Annotated in this window: 14 protein-coding genes and 1 pseudogene; 9 read left to right on the top strand and 6 right to left on the bottom strand. The window is 67.3% G+C overall.

Features of this window, described 5'->3' with window-relative positions; translation table 11 throughout:
- Nucleotides 1-73: 73 nt before the first annotated feature.
- Nucleotides 74-1354: a putative DNA modification/repair radical SAM protein gene (locus AC3A4E_RS02210; RefSeq protein ID WP_487629943.1), complete on the bottom strand. Its 1281-nt coding sequence runs from the start codon at nucleotides 1352-1354 to the stop codon at nucleotides 74-76.
- A 165-nt stretch (nucleotides 1355-1519) separates the two neighbouring features.
- Between AC3A4E_RS02210 and AC3A4E_RS02205 the strand changes: the two genes are divergently transcribed.
- The 4 genes from AC3A4E_RS02205 to AC3A4E_RS02190 are packed head-to-tail and all read left to right on the top strand — an operon-like array spanning nucleotide 1520 to nucleotide 5789.
- Nucleotides 1520-2332 (top strand): cytochrome c oxidase subunit II, encoded by an 813-nt coding sequence (locus AC3A4E_RS02205; RefSeq protein WP_487629942.1) that lies wholly within the window; start codon nucleotides 1520-1522, stop codon nucleotides 2330-2332.
- Nucleotides 2329-4869 carry a cytochrome c oxidase subunit I gene (gene ctaD, locus AC3A4E_RS02200; RefSeq protein WP_487629941.1) on the top strand — a complete coding sequence of 847 codons (2541 nt, stop codon included), beginning with the start codon at nucleotides 2329-2331 and terminating at the stop codon, nucleotides 4867-4869. The genes AC3A4E_RS02205 and ctaD overlap by 4 nt, the downstream gene beginning before the upstream one ends.
- Complete coding sequence (locus tag AC3A4E_RS02195; protein ID WP_487629940.1) at nucleotides 4866-5237, top strand: hypothetical protein; 372 nt, start codon at nucleotides 4866-4868, stop codon at nucleotides 5235-5237. The genes ctaD and AC3A4E_RS02195 overlap by 4 nt, the downstream gene beginning before the upstream one ends.
- 12 nt (nucleotides 5238-5249) lie before the next feature.
- Nucleotides 5250-5789 (top strand): DUF2231 domain-containing protein, encoded by a 540-nt coding sequence (locus AC3A4E_RS02190; RefSeq protein WP_487629939.1) that lies wholly within the window; start codon nucleotides 5250-5252, stop codon nucleotides 5787-5789.
- Between the two features lie 573 nt (nucleotides 5790-6362).
- Here AC3A4E_RS02190 and AC3A4E_RS02185 read toward each other — a convergent pair.
- Entirely contained in the window at nucleotides 6363-6863 is a 501-nt protein-coding gene (locus tag AC3A4E_RS02185; protein ID WP_487629938.1) for a CopD family protein, read from the bottom strand.
- 113 nt (nucleotides 6864-6976) lie between these two features.
- On the opposite strand from AC3A4E_RS02185, the gene AC3A4E_RS02180 reads away from it, so the two are divergent.
- From AC3A4E_RS02180 to AC3A4E_RS02165, 4 genes are all read left to right on the top strand, one after another.
- Nucleotides 6977-7894 carry a cytochrome c oxidase assembly protein gene (locus tag AC3A4E_RS02180; protein ID WP_487629937.1) on the top strand — a complete coding sequence of 306 codons (918 nt, stop codon included), beginning with the start codon at nucleotides 6977-6979 and terminating at the stop codon, nucleotides 7892-7894.
- Nucleotides 7891-9210: a ferredoxin reductase family protein gene (locus tag AC3A4E_RS02175; RefSeq protein WP_487629936.1), complete on the top strand. Its 1320-nt coding sequence runs from the start codon at nucleotides 7891-7893 to the stop codon at nucleotides 9208-9210. The genes AC3A4E_RS02180 and AC3A4E_RS02175 overlap by 4 nt, the downstream gene beginning before the upstream one ends.
- A 246-nt stretch (nucleotides 9211-9456) precedes the next feature.
- Nucleotides 9457-10635 carry a mechanosensitive ion channel family protein gene (locus AC3A4E_RS02170; RefSeq protein WP_487629935.1) on the top strand — a complete coding sequence of 393 codons (1179 nt, stop codon included), beginning with the start codon at nucleotides 9457-9459 and terminating at the stop codon, nucleotides 10633-10635.
- A 28-nt stretch (nucleotides 10636-10663) separates the two neighbouring features.
- Nucleotides 10664-11659, top strand: coding sequence for an aldo/keto reductase (locus AC3A4E_RS02165; protein WP_487629934.1), 996 nt, complete (start codon nucleotides 10664-10666; stop codon nucleotides 11657-11659).
- A gap of 55 nt (nucleotides 11660-11714) precedes the next feature.
- Here AC3A4E_RS02165 and AC3A4E_RS02160 read toward each other — a convergent pair whose 3' ends face one another.
- Nucleotides 11715-12698: a bile acid:sodium symporter family protein gene (locus AC3A4E_RS02160; RefSeq protein ID WP_487629933.1), complete on the bottom strand. Its 984-nt coding sequence runs from the start codon at nucleotides 12696-12698 to the stop codon at nucleotides 11715-11717.
- A 166-nt stretch (nucleotides 12699-12864) separates the two neighbouring features.
- On the opposite strand from AC3A4E_RS02160, the gene AC3A4E_RS02155 reads away from it, so the two are divergent.
- Nucleotides 12865-13944, top strand: coding sequence for an endonuclease/exonuclease/phosphatase family protein (locus AC3A4E_RS02155; RefSeq protein ID WP_487629932.1), 1080 nt, complete (start codon nucleotides 12865-12867; stop codon nucleotides 13942-13944).
- A gap of 60 nt (nucleotides 13945-14004) precedes the next feature.
- Here the strand turns inward: AC3A4E_RS02155 and AC3A4E_RS02150 are convergent, their stop codons facing one another.
- The 3 genes and pseudogenes from AC3A4E_RS02150 to AC3A4E_RS02140 form a co-directional block, all read right to left on the bottom strand.
- Nucleotides 14005-14187: a hypothetical protein gene (locus AC3A4E_RS02150; protein ID WP_487629931.1), complete on the bottom strand. Its 183-nt coding sequence runs from the start codon at nucleotides 14185-14187 to the stop codon at nucleotides 14005-14007.
- 275 nt (nucleotides 14188-14462) lie between these two features.
- Nucleotides 14463-15023: a DUF6630 family protein gene (locus AC3A4E_RS02145; protein WP_487629930.1), complete on the bottom strand. Its 561-nt coding sequence runs from the start codon at nucleotides 15021-15023 to the stop codon at nucleotides 14463-14465.
- Nucleotides 15024-15327: 304 nt separating this feature from the next.
- Nucleotides 15328-15834: pseudogene (locus AC3A4E_RS02140) on the bottom strand (pyridoxamine 5'-phosphate oxidase family protein); the annotation flags it as partial.
- Between the last annotated feature and the right edge of the window lie 59 nt (nucleotides 15835-15893).

The raw sequence follows: 15893 nt of genomic DNA, 5'->3' as shown, positions 1-15893 counted from the left end.
CTGCTGTGCGGGCAGCCCTCGACACCCGTGTCGCCCGCCCATGCAATGCGCTCCACCATGACGGCGACGCGACTCAGAACAGGCTCGCCTGCCGCGGCTGCGGGGCGAGTTCGGTGCGCAGGCGGGTCGGATCGTCGAGCCGCTGGCGCGGGTGATGGCCCGGCGTGATCACGAACGGCATGATCTTCTTCAACGGCACGCGCAGGCGGGCGAGATCATCGAGGCGCAAGGCGCCATGCGGGCGCGCGGAGATGATGCGCTCGACGTTGCGCGTTCCCAGGCCCGGCACGCGCAGCAGCATTTCGCGCGGGGCACGGTTGATGTCGACCGGGAAGCGTGTCGGATTGCGCAGCGCCCAGGCTAGCTTCGGGTCGACGTCGAGATCGAGCATGCCGGGCGTCTGGGCGTCCACATCCGCCGCGTTCACTGCGTCCGGGGTGATTTCCTCGACATCGAAGCCGTAGAAGCGCAGCAGCCAGTCGGCCTGATACAGCCGGTGCTCGCGCAGCAGCGGCGGCGACTGCAGCGGCAGGTTCTTCGAGGCATCTGGAATCGGGCTGAAGGCCGAGTAATACACCCGCCGCATCCGGTAGGTGCCATACATACGGTTACTGGTTTCCAGAATGCTGCGGTCGTTGGCGTCATCGGCGCCGACAATCATCTGCGTGCTCTGCCCAGCCGGCGCGAAGCGTGGCGCCTTCGCGCGGCGCACGGTCACGCCCTGTCGCTTGATCCGGCGCGCGTCCTTGTCCTCGTCGATGCGCCACTTGAGTTCACCCATCGCGCCGTGAATGCCGGCATGGGTCTTCTCTGGCGCCAATGCGGTCATGCCAGCCTCGGTCGGCAGCTCGATATTGATGCTCAGGCGGTCGGCGTAACGGCCGGCCGCAGCCAGCAATTCCGGCGCGGCGTCGGGAATCGTCTTGAGATGGATGTAGCCGGCGAAGCGATGATCCTCGCGCAGGCTGCGCGCGACTTCGACCATCTGCTCCATCGTGTAGTCGCCGCTGCGGATGATGCCGCTGGAGAGGAACAGACCTTCGATGTAATTACGCTTGTAGAAATCGAGTGTCAGCGTCACGACCTCTTCGGGCGTGAATCGCGCGCGGCGCACATTGCTCGACACGCGGTTGACGCAGTAGGCGCAGTCGAACACGCAGAAATTGGTCAGCAGGATCTTCAGCAGCGACACGCAACGGCCGTCGGGCGTGTACGAGTGGCAGATGCCCATGCCCTCGGTACTGCCGATGCCACCCGTTTTCGACGAGTCGCGTTTGTTCGCGCCGCTCGACGCACAGGAGGCGTCGTACTTGGCGGCGTCAGCAAGAATCGCGAGCTTGTCGGTCAGGTTCACGCGCCTACGATGCCTGCGAAGCGTCTCAATCCGTGAGATTGCAGACAGGCCGCAACCTCTGGTGTGAGCAGCCTGCAAAGACGCCGTCGTGAGGACGCATTCACGGAGCGTGGCCGCGCCGATCGGTAGCGTAGCGGCGGGCCTGTCGACCGGCAGGCCTTGTACGTGGACGACGGGGCTGCAGCAATCAACATCAAGAACCGGCTCCGCCGCACTGCCGGCGTTCTGCTCGGCGCCGCTCTCGCGACGCTTGCCACCGCCTGTGCGGGTCCGCAATCCGCGCTGGATCCCGCCGGCCCTGCCGCCGCCGAGATCGCCCGCGGCTGGTGGCTGATGGTCGGCACGTTCACCGGCGTCTGGGCGCTGGTACTGGTCCTGCTGTGGCTTGCCGTGCGACGTCGCGACGCCGATAGCGCGCTGCGCCGGCCCGAGCGTCTGGTGGTCTGGGGCGGGCTCGCCTTTCCCACCGTCGTGCTCGCCGCGCTGCTGGTCTACGGCAGCCTGACCAGCGCACGCGTGACCGGCGTCGGCGTCGAACCCGATGCGGTGGTCGAAGTCACCGCGCGGCAGTGGCAGTGGCATTTCCGGTATCGCGACGCCGATGGACAGGTGATCGGGGAAAGCGTCGACGAGCTGGCCGTGCCGCTGGGCGCGATGGTCGAATACCGCATCACCAGCGACGACGTGATCCACAGCTTCTGGATCCCGCGCCTGGGCGGCAAGATGGATGCGATTCCCGGCCGCGTGAACACCCTGCGCCTGCGCGCCGACCAGGCTACGCCGATGCGCGGCCAGTGCGCGGAATTCTGCGGGCTCGAACATGCGCGCATGGTGTTTCCAGTGCGCGTGATGGACGCCGACGCGATCGAAGACTGGCTGGCCGCGCGCGAGCCCGCCCCCGCCATCGAAGCCCCCGCGCCCGGCCATCCGGCCGGCCGTGCTCCCCCGCGTCACGGCGCATCCGAGGACGTGCTGTGAGCACCCTGACTCCCGACCACACGATTCCCACGCCCGGCGATCACCTGCGTCACGCCGAACGCATCGCCCTGCTCGAACGCGTCTGGGCCAATGGCCGCGGCCTGGTCGGCCAGTTGACCGCGGTCAACCACACGACGATCGCGCTGCGCTTCATCGTCACCGGCCTGGTGTTCCTGCTGATCGGCGGCATGCTGTCGATGTTCATCCGCCTGCAGCTGTCGTGGCCGGGTCTCAACGTGCTCGACCCCGAACGCTACGCGCAGTTCGTGACCATGCACGGCACGACGATGATGTTCCTGTTCGCGGTGCCGATCATGGAAGGCTTCGCGATGTATCTCATCCCGAAGATGCTCGGCACGCGCGACCTGCCGTTCCCGCGGCTGTCGGCGTTCGGCTGGTGGTGCTACCTGTTCGGCGGCATCTTTCTGTATTCGAGTTTCATCTTCGGCAGCGTGCCCGACGGCGGCTGGTTCATGTACACGCCGCTTACCGATTCGACGTATTCGCCGGGCAAGGGCGCGGATTTCTGGCTGATCGGCGTGACTTTCGCCGAGATTGCTGCCGTGACCGCGGCGGTCGAACTGATCGTCGCGATCCTGATCACCCGCGCGCCGGGCATGGACCTCACGCGCATGCCGCTATTTGCGTGGGCAGTGCTGGTGACGGCCTTCATGATCGCGTTCGGTTTTCCGCCGCTGATCCTCGCCAGCCTGTTGCTGGAGATCCAGCGCGCGTTCGACTTCGCGTTCTTCGAGGTTGCGCGCGGCGGCGATCCGCTGCTCTGGCAGCACCTGTTCTGGCTGTTCGGCCATCCCGAGGTCTACATCATCTTCCTGCCGGCGGCGGGTGTGGTATCGACGATCGTGCCGACCTTCGCGCGCCGTCCGATCGTGGGCTACACCTGGGTCGTGCTGGCGCTGGTCGCGACGGGCTTCCTGAGTTTCGGCCTGTGGGTGCACCACATGTTCGCGGTCGGCATTCCGCTGCTGGCGCTGGCGTTCTTCAGCGCGGCGAGCATGGCGGTGGCGATTCCGACCGGCATCCAGATCTTCGCGTGGATCGCGACGCTGTGGGCCGGCAAACCCTGGCTGCGCGTGCCGATGCTCTACATCATCGGCTTCTTCATCACCTTCGTCTGCGGCGGCCTGACCGGGGTCATGCTCGCGTTCGTGCCGTTCGACTGGCAGGCGCACGACACGCATTTCGTCGTCGCGCATCTGCATTACGTGCTGATCGGCGGGATGATGTTCCCGATGTTCGCCGGGCTGTACTACTGGCTGCCGCTGGCGAGCGGACGCATGCCCTCCGAGTCGCTGAGCCGCAGCGGCTTCTGGCTGGTGTTCATCGGCTTCCATCTGGCGTTCCTGCCGATGCACATCACCGGTCTGGTCGGCATGCCGCGGCGTGTCGACAGCTACGCAATGGAGCTCGGCGTGCAGTGGCTCAACCTGCTGTCGACGGCAGCGGGCTTTGTGCTCGCGGTCGGCATCGTCGCGATCCTGATCGACGTGGCGCTGTGCTTCCGCCTCGGACGCCGCGGCACCGAGAATCCGTGGCAGGCAGGCACGCTGGAGTGGGCGCTGCCGCACCCGGCGCCGAAGTACAACTTCGCCTCGATCCCGGTCGTCGACGACCGCAATCCCCTGTGGCACGACCCGGGTGTAGTCGAGGCGACGCGGCGTACCGATGGTCTGCTCGGCGAGGCCGTCGATGGCCGGCGCTGGATCCTCGGCACCGGCATCCAGTCCGCGCAGCCCGAACAGGCGATCCGGCTGTCGGACTCGACCTGGTTCCCGCTGTTCGCAGCATTGACGATCGCGGTAATGCTCGGCGGGTTCATCACCTCGCAGTACTGGTTGTCGATCCTGATGCTGCTGCCGCTGATCGGCCTGTTCCTGCGCTGGCTGTGGACGATCAACGGCCGCGAGACGCCGCTGGAGATCGAAGTGGCGCCGGGCCTGCGCCTGCCCACACAGGCAATGGCACGTAACGCGCCGGGCTGGTGGGCACTGGTCGGCACGCTGATGATCGTCGGCTCGCTGTTCGCCTCGCTGGTGTTCGCCTACTTCTATCTGTGGCTTAACGCGCCGGCCTGGCCCGGCGGTGGTGCCACGCTGACGGCCTCGACACCGATGCTCGCCGCGCTCGGCGCATTGCTGGCGGCCGGTATTGGCGCGTGGCGCATGCCGATCGCCCTGCGTGCCGGGCATACACGCGCAGCAGTGATCTGGAGCGCATTCGCGATCCTGTCCGCCATCGCCTGTCTCGCCCTGCAGTTACCGGCAGTCGCCGAGGCCGTCGGTGCACCGCAGCGCCATGCGTATGGTTCGGTGGTGTGGACGCTGGCTGGGTTCCAGGCGCTGCACATCGCAGTCGCGGTGCTGATCGCCGGGTTCGTCGCGCTGCGCATCCACCATGGCCATGTCGATGCGGTGCGCAGTCTCGAAGCGCGCATCGCGACCGGCTTCTGGCGCTACGTCGTGGCGCAGGGTCTTATCGTATGGGCGCTGTTGCACCTGTTCCCGAGGTTCGCATGAGTGCGATGCTGCCCATCGGCCTGACTCGCATATCCATGCCGCTGGTGGTGTGGGCGGTGCATTTCGTCGTGGTCTACAGCCTGCAGGGGCTCGCCTGTACACGCGCGTTGTGGCGCGCGCCGGTGGCCGGGCTGGAAACGATGACCTGGGTGCTGTGGGCACTGACCGTGCTCGCGCTGGGTGTCATTGCCTTGTTCGGCGCGAGCGCACTGCGCGCCTGGCGCGTCGCACGCGCGCAGACCGATGGCCGTACCGAAACCTCGCGCCTGCGCTTCCTCACCGCACTGTCGGCGCTCGTCGCCCTGATCGCCGCCATCGGCGTCGCCTTCACCGCCCTGCCGGTCGCGCTGCTGCCGACCTGCGCCTAACCCGGATATTCGATGCGCAAGGATCTACGCCAACCCGTTCCCGATACGCAGAGCCACACCGTGGAGAGCGTGCTGGCGATCGCCAAGCACCCCATCCATCCGATGCTGGTGACGTTCCCGATCGCGTTCCTGTCGATGGTCGTGGTCACCGACATCCTCTACCTCTGGCTCGGCGCCCCGTTCTGGGCCGAACTCTCGTTCTGGTTCAACGTCGGCGGCCTCGGCTTCGGCGTGTTGGCCGGCATCGTCGGCACGATCGACATGATGTCGATCCGCGTCGTGCGCCGGCACGTCTCGGCATGGAACCACTTCATCGTCGCGGTCATGGTGCTGGCGATGGCCGCGCTCGGCGTGTGGCTTCGGCTGCCCGGGCACACCGAAGCGGTATGGCCCTGGGGTCTGCTGTCGTCGGCGACGATGGCGGTGCTGGTGGGCGTCGCCGGTTGGCTCGGCGGTACGTTGAGCTTCCGGCATGGTGTGGGTGTGTATGGGGATGAGGAGACGGAGGCGGAGAGTGGGCGGGACGCTGTGGAGAAGCCGCCGGCGGAATAGGGTTCGCCGTTCGCTGTTAGCGGTTCGCTCTCCGCTGTTGCAGTGCTGCTGCTGTTGCGCTCCGCTTTTGACTCTACGAACTCGTGACGTCTTCCAGAAGTTGCCTACCCGGAGGGCGCCGCCCACGGATGGGCGGCGTTTTCCGACCGAGGCAGGATGCCGAGTCGGAAAATCCCGGTGGACATGACGCCGCGGGCTTCGGACGTGTCGGGGAGACGTTTTTCTTTGGTTCTGTTTCTTTTGGCGTCTACCAAAAGAAATGAACTCGGCCGCGACAGCGGACGAAAGCGGTTGATCTTTCTGCGGCTCACGCAAAAGTGCAGTGCTTTCACTCGCCTGTCGGCGAGCGACTCACTTTTCTTTGTTGGCCCAAAGAAAAGTAAGCAAAAGAAAGGGCCTCCCCGACGAAGCACATCCGGCGTGTCATTCGTTCCGGGATTTTTCGACTCGCCATCCATGGCTCGATCGAAAAACGCCGCCCATCCATGGGCGGCGCCCTATGGGTCTGCGAACTGCACTGACGCTGCACTTTTCCGCGTGGAGCCAAGGCAAGGCCAACAGCAGCGCACAGCGCTACGGCCGAGCAGCACCCTCCTCGAGTCCGGGCACCACATCCTCCACATCCACATTGCGCGATGGCGGTGCCGGCAGATCGCCGAGTGTCTGCGGCTTGGCCCCCGTCAATCCGGCGATCAGCAGCAACAACACCAACGGGATCCATCCGATCACGCGGAAGAACGTCGGCCCATGCCGGCAGCGGTCGTGGCCCAGCTCGTAGAGCAGAAGCCCCATGTACAGATGCAGCAGCACTGCCGCCGCGACGACGACGAGCTTGAGCACCAGCCACGCGCCGCTGGGATTCCAGGCGATCAGGATGCCGCCGAACGTGATCGTCAGCAGCGCGGCGGGCGTCATGATCCGGAAGAACAGGGTGTTGGCCACCGGATTCCAGTACGCGGGATCGGAATCGATCTCGCGGCGGTGCCGGGCGACGAACAGGCGTGGCAGGAAGAACAGGCCGGTGAACCAGACCGTCATCGCCAGGATGTGCAGGACCTTGAGCCAGAAGTACACCGGCGCTCCACGAATCGTCGAATCGCGCAGCCTACGCGCAGGCGCATCAAATCCGTGTGGCGTCGCGTGCACCTCGACGCAGTGTCCAGCTGCCGGCTGCTAGGGTCGGTCGCATGTCGCGTGTCACCGCCCTCGTCCCGGCCGCCGCCGGTCTGGCGCTCCTGCTGGTCGCATCGACGGCCGGCGCGGCGATGCCGGAAGGTCCACCGCCGCCGCTGGGCTATGCGTGGACGCTGTCGGTGTGGACGTTGCTACCGTTGGCGTTGGCTGCACTCCTGTACACCGCAGGCCTCATGCGCATGCGCCGAGCATCCGCGGGCACCGGCACCGCGGACGCATGGCGCGGCCCGCTCGCCTTCGCTGCCGGCATGCTCGCACTGGGCTTCGCGCTGGTGTGGCCGCTGGACACATTCGCGGCCTACGCGCTGTCGGCGCACGTCGCGCAGCACATGACGCTGCTCGCATGGGCGCCGCCGTTGCTGCTGATGGCACGGCCGGGTGTGGTCGCAGCCCATGCGTTGCCGCCGGCAGTCGCGTCACAGGTCTCGCGGGTGCTCGCACGGGTCGGCAGATTCGCGCAGGCACAGCTCGGCGCCGCGACACTCGTGCATGTCGGCACGATGTGGCTGTGGCATCTGCCCGCGGCGACCTCGGCCACGCTCGCCAGCGAACCATTGCATCGCTTGATGCTCGCCAGCGTGCTCCTCGCTGGCCTGTGGTTCTGGAGCGCGGTGCTGCATCGGCTACGCACCCGCGACGGCGGCGCGACCGGCGCACTCGTCTCGCTGGTCACCGCGATGATGCTGATGGGGTTCCTGGGCGCGCTGCTGACGTTCTCGCCGCGTCTGCTGTATCCGGCCTACACCGATCGCGCCCTGCTCGCCGGTCTCGATGCGCTGGGCGACCAGCAGCTCGCCGGCCTGCTGATGTGGGTGCCGAGCGGACTGCCCTATCTGGTCGTCGGCATGTGTCTGGTCGTCGCCCTGCTGCGCAGCGTGCAACGCAGTGCCGCCGATGGGCCGTCGGCATGAACACCCGTTGGCGCCGCCTGCTGCTGTGGCTGCTCGCGTGGATGGCACTTGCGTTGCTGCCGATGGCGATCGCATTGAGCGGCAATCCGCCCGCGGTGCGCGACCGCATCGTCGAGACCGGCGCGATGCTCGGGCTGCTCGGGCTTGGGGTGCTGTCGGCGCAGGCGCTGACCTCGGGCCGCCAGCGCTGGTTCGCGAAGGGACTCGGTCAGGACGATGTGCTGCAATTCCACCGCCAGACCGGACTACTCGGCTGGGGACTGGTACTGGCGCATCCGCTGACGATGTTTCTGGGTGATGGGCGGTTTCTCGACTATCTGGATCCACGCGAGGACTGGCTGCGCGCGACGTCGTTGTGGAGCGCGCTGCTCGCGGTGACGTGGCTGGCGATGACATCCCTGTGGCGACTGTCGTTCGGCCTGCAGTACGAGCACTGGCGCGCATTGCATGGCGTGCTCGCGCTGGCGGTCGTCGCGATCGGCCTCGGCCATGCGCTGATGGTCGGTCACTACACCGCGCCGCTGTGGAAGAAGGCCGCGCTGGTGCTGGCCGTCGGTGCGTCGATCTATGCGGTACTCGAGAACCGCGTACTGCGACCGCGCCGTCTCTCACGACGGCCGTGGACCGTGCAGTCGGTCGACACCGCGCGCGATGGCAGCCACATGCTGCGTCTGTTGCCGGCCGGTCACGCCGGGCTCAATTTCCGCCCCGGCCAGTACGCGTGGATCACGATTGGCGACACGCCGTGGCGGCTGCAGCAGCATCCGTTCTCGATCAGCTCCAGCGCTGACGACGCGTCGCTGGAATTCACGATCAAACCGCTGGGCGACTTCACGGAAAGCGTAGCCACGTTGTCGCCGGGTATGCGCGCCTTCGTCGAAGGTCCGTACGGCGAATTCGTCTACCTGCCGGCGCAGTGTCCGGATGGCGCGGTGTTCATTGCCGGCGGCGTTGGCATCACCCCGATCATCAGCATGCTGCGCACTGCGCGCGATCGCGGCGCGACCGCGCCGCTGTGGCTGGTCTACGGCAACCCGGACTGGGACGACGTGCTGTATCGCGACGAACTTGCCGCGCTCGCGGAAGACCTGCCACTGACCGTGATCCACGTCCTCGAACACGCGCCCGACGACTGGGACGGCGAGACCGGACATGTCGACGGTGACCTCATCGATCGTCGGCTGCCGACGCATCTGGCCGCGTTGCCGGTCTATGTCTGCGGCCCGGATGCGTTAGCGAATGCGGTCGAACCCGAGCTCGTCGCGCGTGGCGTGCCGTCGGACCGGCTGTATTCGGAGCGCTTCAACCTCGTATGAGCGAACACGGAGACGCCACCCGATGATGCATCGACATCTGCGCCGGGCCGGCGCGATCGCCGCCGCCGTGCTGGTGCTCATCGCGCTCGCCGCTGCGTGGCTGCGCTGATCCAGCCGCTGCCGTAGCCCGCGCCTTCGCGACCTTGCGATGCAAACCGTCGGCCGTACACGCCTGTGATTCCGCGGTGGATTAACAGTGTGTGGACCTGCCGCACCGCACACTGGGCCGCCGTCGACGAGACCGCCATGTCCTCCGAATGGACCCATCTCGCCGCCATCGCGTGGCCCCTTCTGGTTGCGCTGATCCTCGGCGTCGTCGTGCACTGGAGCCTGCGTGCACTCGCCCGCGCCGCCGGTCGCCGCGCACAGGAACGCATGCGTGCGCGTATTGCCTACGTCGTTGCGGTGCCTGCTGCGGTCGGCCTGCCGCTGCTGTTCCTGTCACTGGCACTCAATGCCACACCGATCGATCCGGACCTGCTCGGCCAGCTGCGGCACTGGATCGCGATCGGCGGCATGCTGTGCCTGACCTGGCTGGTCGCGCGCACGGTCGGCGCGGTCGAGGACCGCATCCTGCTCGAGCATCCGGTCGACGTGGAAGACAACCTCGCTGCGCGCCGCGTGCAGACCCAGGCACGGGTGATCAGTCGCGTGATCCAGGCCGGCGTGGTGCTGGTCGGCGTGGCGCTGGCGCTGATGACGTTTCCGCAAGTGCGCCAGGTCGGCGCGGGCCTGCTGGCGTCGGCCGGCATCATCGGCCTGATCGCCGGCGTCGCCGCGCAGCCGGTGTTCGGCAATCTGATCGCCGGTCTGCAGATCGCGCTGGCGCAACCGATCCGGCTCGACGACGTGGTGATCGTCGAGGGCGAATGGGGTCGCATCGAGGAGATCACGTCAACCTATGTGGTCGTGCGCATCTGGGACGAGCGTCGCCTCGTCGTGCCGCTGCAGTGGTTCATTTCAAATCCCTTCCAGAACTGGACGCGCACCAGCGCACAGCTGCTGGGCACGGTGTTCCTGTGGCTCGACCACCGCGCGCCGATTCCCCAGATTCGCGACGAACTGCAACGGATCTGCGAGGCCGATCCGCGCTGGGACCGCCGTGTCTGCGTGACCCAGATCACCGAGACCGACAGGCACACCATCGAAGTGCGGCTGCTGGTCAGCGCGCGCAATTCCGGCGAGCTGTTCGACCTGCGCTGCGCCGTGCGCGAAGGCATGCTGGCCTTCCTCGACGCCCATCACCCGCAGGCGCTGCCGCGCGTGCGCAACGAGGTGACCGACGGCGATGCACGCCGCGCCGCCACGCATGCGGTCGCGCCCGTAGCCCATGCCAGCACGCAGTCGCCGGGCGCAGAAACCGCCATGGAGACACGCGTCGAACCGGACCTCGACACCGGCTTGCCATCCCGACCGGCACAGTGAGCCTTCGCATTCACGACGGAGTACCGCGATGAAGACCCGCACCCTCGGCCTCGGCGGCCCCACCGTCTCCGCAATCGGACTCGGCTGCATGGGCATGAGCGCGTTCTACGGCGGCCGCGGCAGCAATGCCGACGCGATCGCCGTCATCAAGCACGCGCTGGACCAGGGCATCACCCTGCTCGACACCGCCGACATGTACGGCCCGCACACCAATGAAACGCTGGTCGGCCGCGCCATCGACGGCCGCCGCGATGACGTGTTCATCGCGACCAAGTTCGGTATCCAGCTCGATCCGTCCGATCCGCATTCGCGCGGAATCAACGGTCGTCCCGAGTACGTGCAGCAGGCCTGCGAGGCCAGCCTGAAGCGGCTCAACATCGAGACGATCGATCTGTATTACCAGCACCGCGTGGATCCCGGAGTGCCGATCGAGGACACCGTCGGCGCGATGGCGCGACTGGTCGAACAGGGCAAGGTGCGGCACCTGGGTCTGTCCGAAGCTTCGGCCGACACACTGCGACGCGCGGCCAAGGTCCACACGATTGCTGCGCTGCAGAGCGAGTACTCGCTGTGGTCGCGCGATCCCGAGACCAACGGCACGCTGACCGCCTGTCGCGAGCTCGGCGTCGGCTTCGTGCCGTACTCGCCGCTGGGCCGCGGGTTTCTGACCGGCACGATCCGCAACATCGAGGACTTCGACGAGGACGACTACCGCCGCCATTCGCCACGCTTCCTGGGCGAGAACTTCGACCGCAATCTCGCGCTGGTCGAATCGGTGCAGGCGATCGCGCAGGACTACGGCGTCACCCCGGGGCAGCTCGCACTCGCGTGGGTGCTGTCGCAGGGCGACGATCTGGTGCCGATTCCGGGCACCAAGCGCATCGGCTTCCTCGACGAGAACATCGCCGCGCTCGACATCCATCTGACCGAGGACGATCTGGCGCGTATCGATGCGATCTTCCCGCCGGATGCAGCGTCCGGCACGCGCTATCCCGCAGCGGGCATGGGCGCGTTGAACCGCTGATGTCCTGCACGTACGGGTGCACGCTGTCGGCGCCACCCGTACGGAACGCGCGCGCTCAGCGCGCGTCCGGCACCGCCGGCGTGCCGTCGGCGTAGCGCCGTGCGACGACCGCACAGACGATCAGCTGGATCTGGTGATAGAGGATCACCGGCAACACGATCGCCCCGAGTCCTCCACTGGCGAACATGACCTTGGCCATCGGCAGGCCGGTGGCGAGACTCTTCTTCGAGCCGCAGAACACGATCGCGATCTCGTCGGCGCGGTTGAAGCCCAGGCGCCTCGCGATCCACACGATGAGCGGCATCGCGATCCCCAGCAGCAGCGCGCACACCACGGCCATCGCGACCAGCGTCCACACCGGCGTTTCGCGCCACAGGCCTTCGATCACCGATGCGCTGAAGGCGGTGTAGACCACCAGCAGGATCGTGCCCTGGTCGGTCCAGCGCAGCACCGCGCGACGGCGCTCGACCCAGTCGCCGACGACGGGCCGCAACAGATGCCCGGCGACGAAGGGCAGCAGCAGGAGCAGCATGATCTTGCCCACCGCCGTGAGCGGATGCGCCATCGCGCCTTCCGCGCTGCCGACCAGCAGCGCCATCAGCAGCGGCGTCAGCGCCACGCCGAGCAGGCTCGACAGCGATGCGCTGCACACCGCGGCCGGTACATTGCCGCCGGCCATCGAAGTGAACGCGATCGAAGACTGCACGGTCGACGGCAGCGCACACAGGAACAGCACGCCGATGTAGAGCTCGGGCGTCAGCAGCCAGCCCGACAACGGCTTGCCCAGCAGGCCGATCAGCGGGAACAGCGCGAACGTGCACGCAAGGATGGTCAGATGCAGCCGCCAGTGCAGCGCACCGGCGACGATCGCCGCGCGCGACAGGCGCGCGCCATGCAGGAAGAACAACGCGGCAATCGCGACATTCGTCACCACGTCCATGACCGCGGCGGCGCGGCCCTGCACCGGCAGCAGCGACGCCAGGGCGACGGTGGCGAGCAGCAACAGGGTGAAAGGATCGATTCGCGAACGCAGGGACATGCGGAACTCCGACGGCGGATGCCGCCGGCTGTCGCGCGGCGGGCCGTCATGGTCGCAGCCGCCACGGGGCACGGCCAGACGCCGCCGCGCAACGGCGTGTCCCGGGTTCACACGCTGGCGGCGCGTGCCTGTTCATAGTGCGGGTCCCCATGCCGCCCCAAGCACAATGCTGACCCTCACCTTCGCAGCGGTGACCGTACTGCTGGCCGTTGCGACCCTGATGCCCACCATCCGCAGTGGCGCGTGGTGGATCCGCGGTCTGGATTTCCCGCGCCTGCAGCTGCTGCTGCTCTCGGCGCTGGTGCTGGTGCTGCAGCTCGTCTTCCATCCGATCGACGATCCGTGGACGATCGCGATCGTGATCGTCAATGCGGCCTGCATGCTGTGGCAGGCGTGGTGGATCATTCCGTACACACGCATGGCGCGTGTCGAGGTGGAGGATGCGCCGGCGGATGCGCAGATCCGCATCCGGCTGATGGCGAGCAACGTGCTGACCACCAACCGCAATGCCGACCCGCTGCTCGGCGTGGTCCGTGCGCAGAAGCCGGACGTGCTGATCGCGGTCGAGACCGATGACTGGTGGGAGGCGCAGCTCGACGTGCTGACCGACGCGCTGCCGCATGTGATGCGTTGCCCGCTCGACAACCTGTACGGCATGCACGTGTATTCGCGCCTGCCGCTGCACGACGCGGAAATCCGCTATCTGGTCGAGGACGACATTCCGTCGATCCACGCGACACTGGAAGTCGATGGCGGCCGCCGCATCGCCCTGCATGCGCTGCACCCGCGCCCACCGAGCCCGACCGAATCGGACAGCTCGGTCGATCGCGATGCGGAACTGGTGATCGTCGGCCGCGCCGCGCACGAGGCCGAGTTGCCGGTGATCGTGGCCGGTGACCTCAATGACGTGGCGTGGTCACGCACCACGCGACTGTTCCGCAAGCTCAGCGGCCTGCTCGACCCGCGCATCGGCCGTGGGATGTACAACACCTTCCACGCGAAACTGCCGGGTCTGCGCTGGCCGCTGGACCATCTGTTCCACAGCAAGCACTTCACGCTGGTGGGCATGCAGCGGTTGCCGGACATCGGCTCGGACCATTTCCCGATTCTGGTCGAACTCGCGCTGTCGCCGGGCGAGAACGAAGCCGACGCCGGCCTGGATGCCGATGCGGACGACCACGCGGATGCGAATGCGGCGGTGGCGCAGTCGAGCGCCACGGACGCGGCACCGGACATCCAGCGCTAATCGACCAGGGCGCATCCGCGCGCGGGCGTTCGCCGCCTGCAAGGCAACACCGCACGCAGCTCAGCGTTCGAGCCGCGCCCGCAGATCACGCAGATCGCGCTTGGCGACATTGCGCAGGGTGTCTTCCCGCCACGCTTCGGCCGCTTCCTCGCCGGAGGCCGCCATGCGCCGTTCGTACTCGGGCTGCATCTGGTCGCGTCGCAGTTCGCGGATCCGGCGGTACTCGTCGCGCAAAGCGGACATGCGCCGGAGCGGACGGGTCTCGCCGATGGGCTGCAGCCACGGCGCACGATCACTGTGGATGCCCGCTGACGCAGGCGGCTCGGCAACAGCATCCGGGCCTGTGGCCCCGGCTGACGCCATGCAGCACGCGGACAGCGCCAGCGCGCTGCACATGGTTTGGACCGCTCGGATGTCCATCGCACCCTCCCATGCGGTGACGGACGCCCGCACCGTAGCAGGGATTCCGCGAACGCAGTGTTCAGTCCGCGCGTTCAGCGAGGGGCGTGTCGGCGCCGTCAGCCAGCGCCGGGACGCACATCGAGACCCAGGGCGTTGCCGATGACCCGCATGCCCTCGTCGTCGTCACGTGGGGCCATCACGCCGGCCACGGTGTCGTCGCCCGTGTCCCAGGTCCACATCGTGTAACCGGCCACGCGCAACTGGTCGTAGGCGACCTCGAGCAGCGCGGAGGTCGACGTGCCTGCCAGTGCTTCGTCGTCGGTCGGGTCCTCGACGTCCCAGTCGATCTCGACCCGGAACCGTTCGGACAGCGTGTCGATCGCGTCGATCAGGGTCGACCGCGCGTTCTCGGAAATGCGGAAGCTCGAACGCCAGTCGGTGGCGGTTTCGAGCGCGGCCTGCACCGCATCGGGCGCATCGTCGACGCCGAGGGCGTCGCGGAAGGCGGCCAGCTGCTGGGTCGCCGCTTCATCGTCACCGGGGTTGATGCGCAGCAGCCATTGCCAGACCAGTGCCTCGATGTCGCCGTCGGTCACATCCTCGGCGGCGTCCTCGTCATCGATCGCGCCGTGCGCGAAGTTGTCGTCTGGATCGAAATCGTATTCGCGCGTGGACATCAGACTGCTCGGAGACCGGGACGGCATAGTGTGACCCGCGCACGGGGCCACGACATCATGACCGTCCCGGACATTGCGCTGCGGCTCAGGCGCGCGCCGGCGCCTGTTTCACCGCACGCTTGCCGGTCTTCGCCGTGCGCGTGGTCGCGGCCTTCTTCGCGGCGGTCGCGGTCTTCTTGGCAGGCACGGCCTTCTTCGCCGCCGGCTTTGCAGCGGCCGTACCGGTCGTCTTCTTGGCCGCACGCTTCGCGCCACCACGGGCGTCTGCATGCGAGGGCGGCAGGCGCGAGCGCTTCCCCGGGCCGCGCAGGTCGACGATGCGGTTCTCGCCCATCACCTCTTCGCGCTTGGTCACCCGCGCGACCGCGAACGCGATCGCCTTGCCGATCAGCGACCCCGGGCCGTCCCAGTACTCTGCGGTCTGCACCTCGACTTCGATCAGCGTGAGCTTGGGATCGTTGACGCCGCGCGGGAAGTAGGCCTTCAGCGCGTCGGTCCAGAACGCTTCGATCTTCACCGGATCCTCGTTGACGTAGGCATCGCCGGCCATCGAGACATAGGTGTTGCGACCCTTCGAGGCGTAGGCGAGATTCACCTTCGAATTGCGTGCGATCTCCGCGACCTTGGGGCTGTCGGACGCGACGAAGAACCAGACGCGCGAACCGTCGAACTGCGCCTTCTGCGTCGACAGGGGCCGGCTGACCAGATACCCGCCCGCACCGATGGTGGTGAACATCGTGACGTCGATGTCCTCGATCAGTTTCGCGATCGTCTGCGCGTCCTGCTCGCCCTTGCTGCTTCGCGATGCCATGTCGCACTCCGTTCGTGGATGGAGCGGCAGTGTCTGCAGCGATGCGGCCAACCGGCGTG

This window comes from Luteimonas sp. Soil_N_1, from assembly GCF_057656255.1.
The sequence above is the reverse complement of the archived record's forward strand: the minus strand, read 5'-3'. Positions and strand labels throughout refer to the sequence as shown.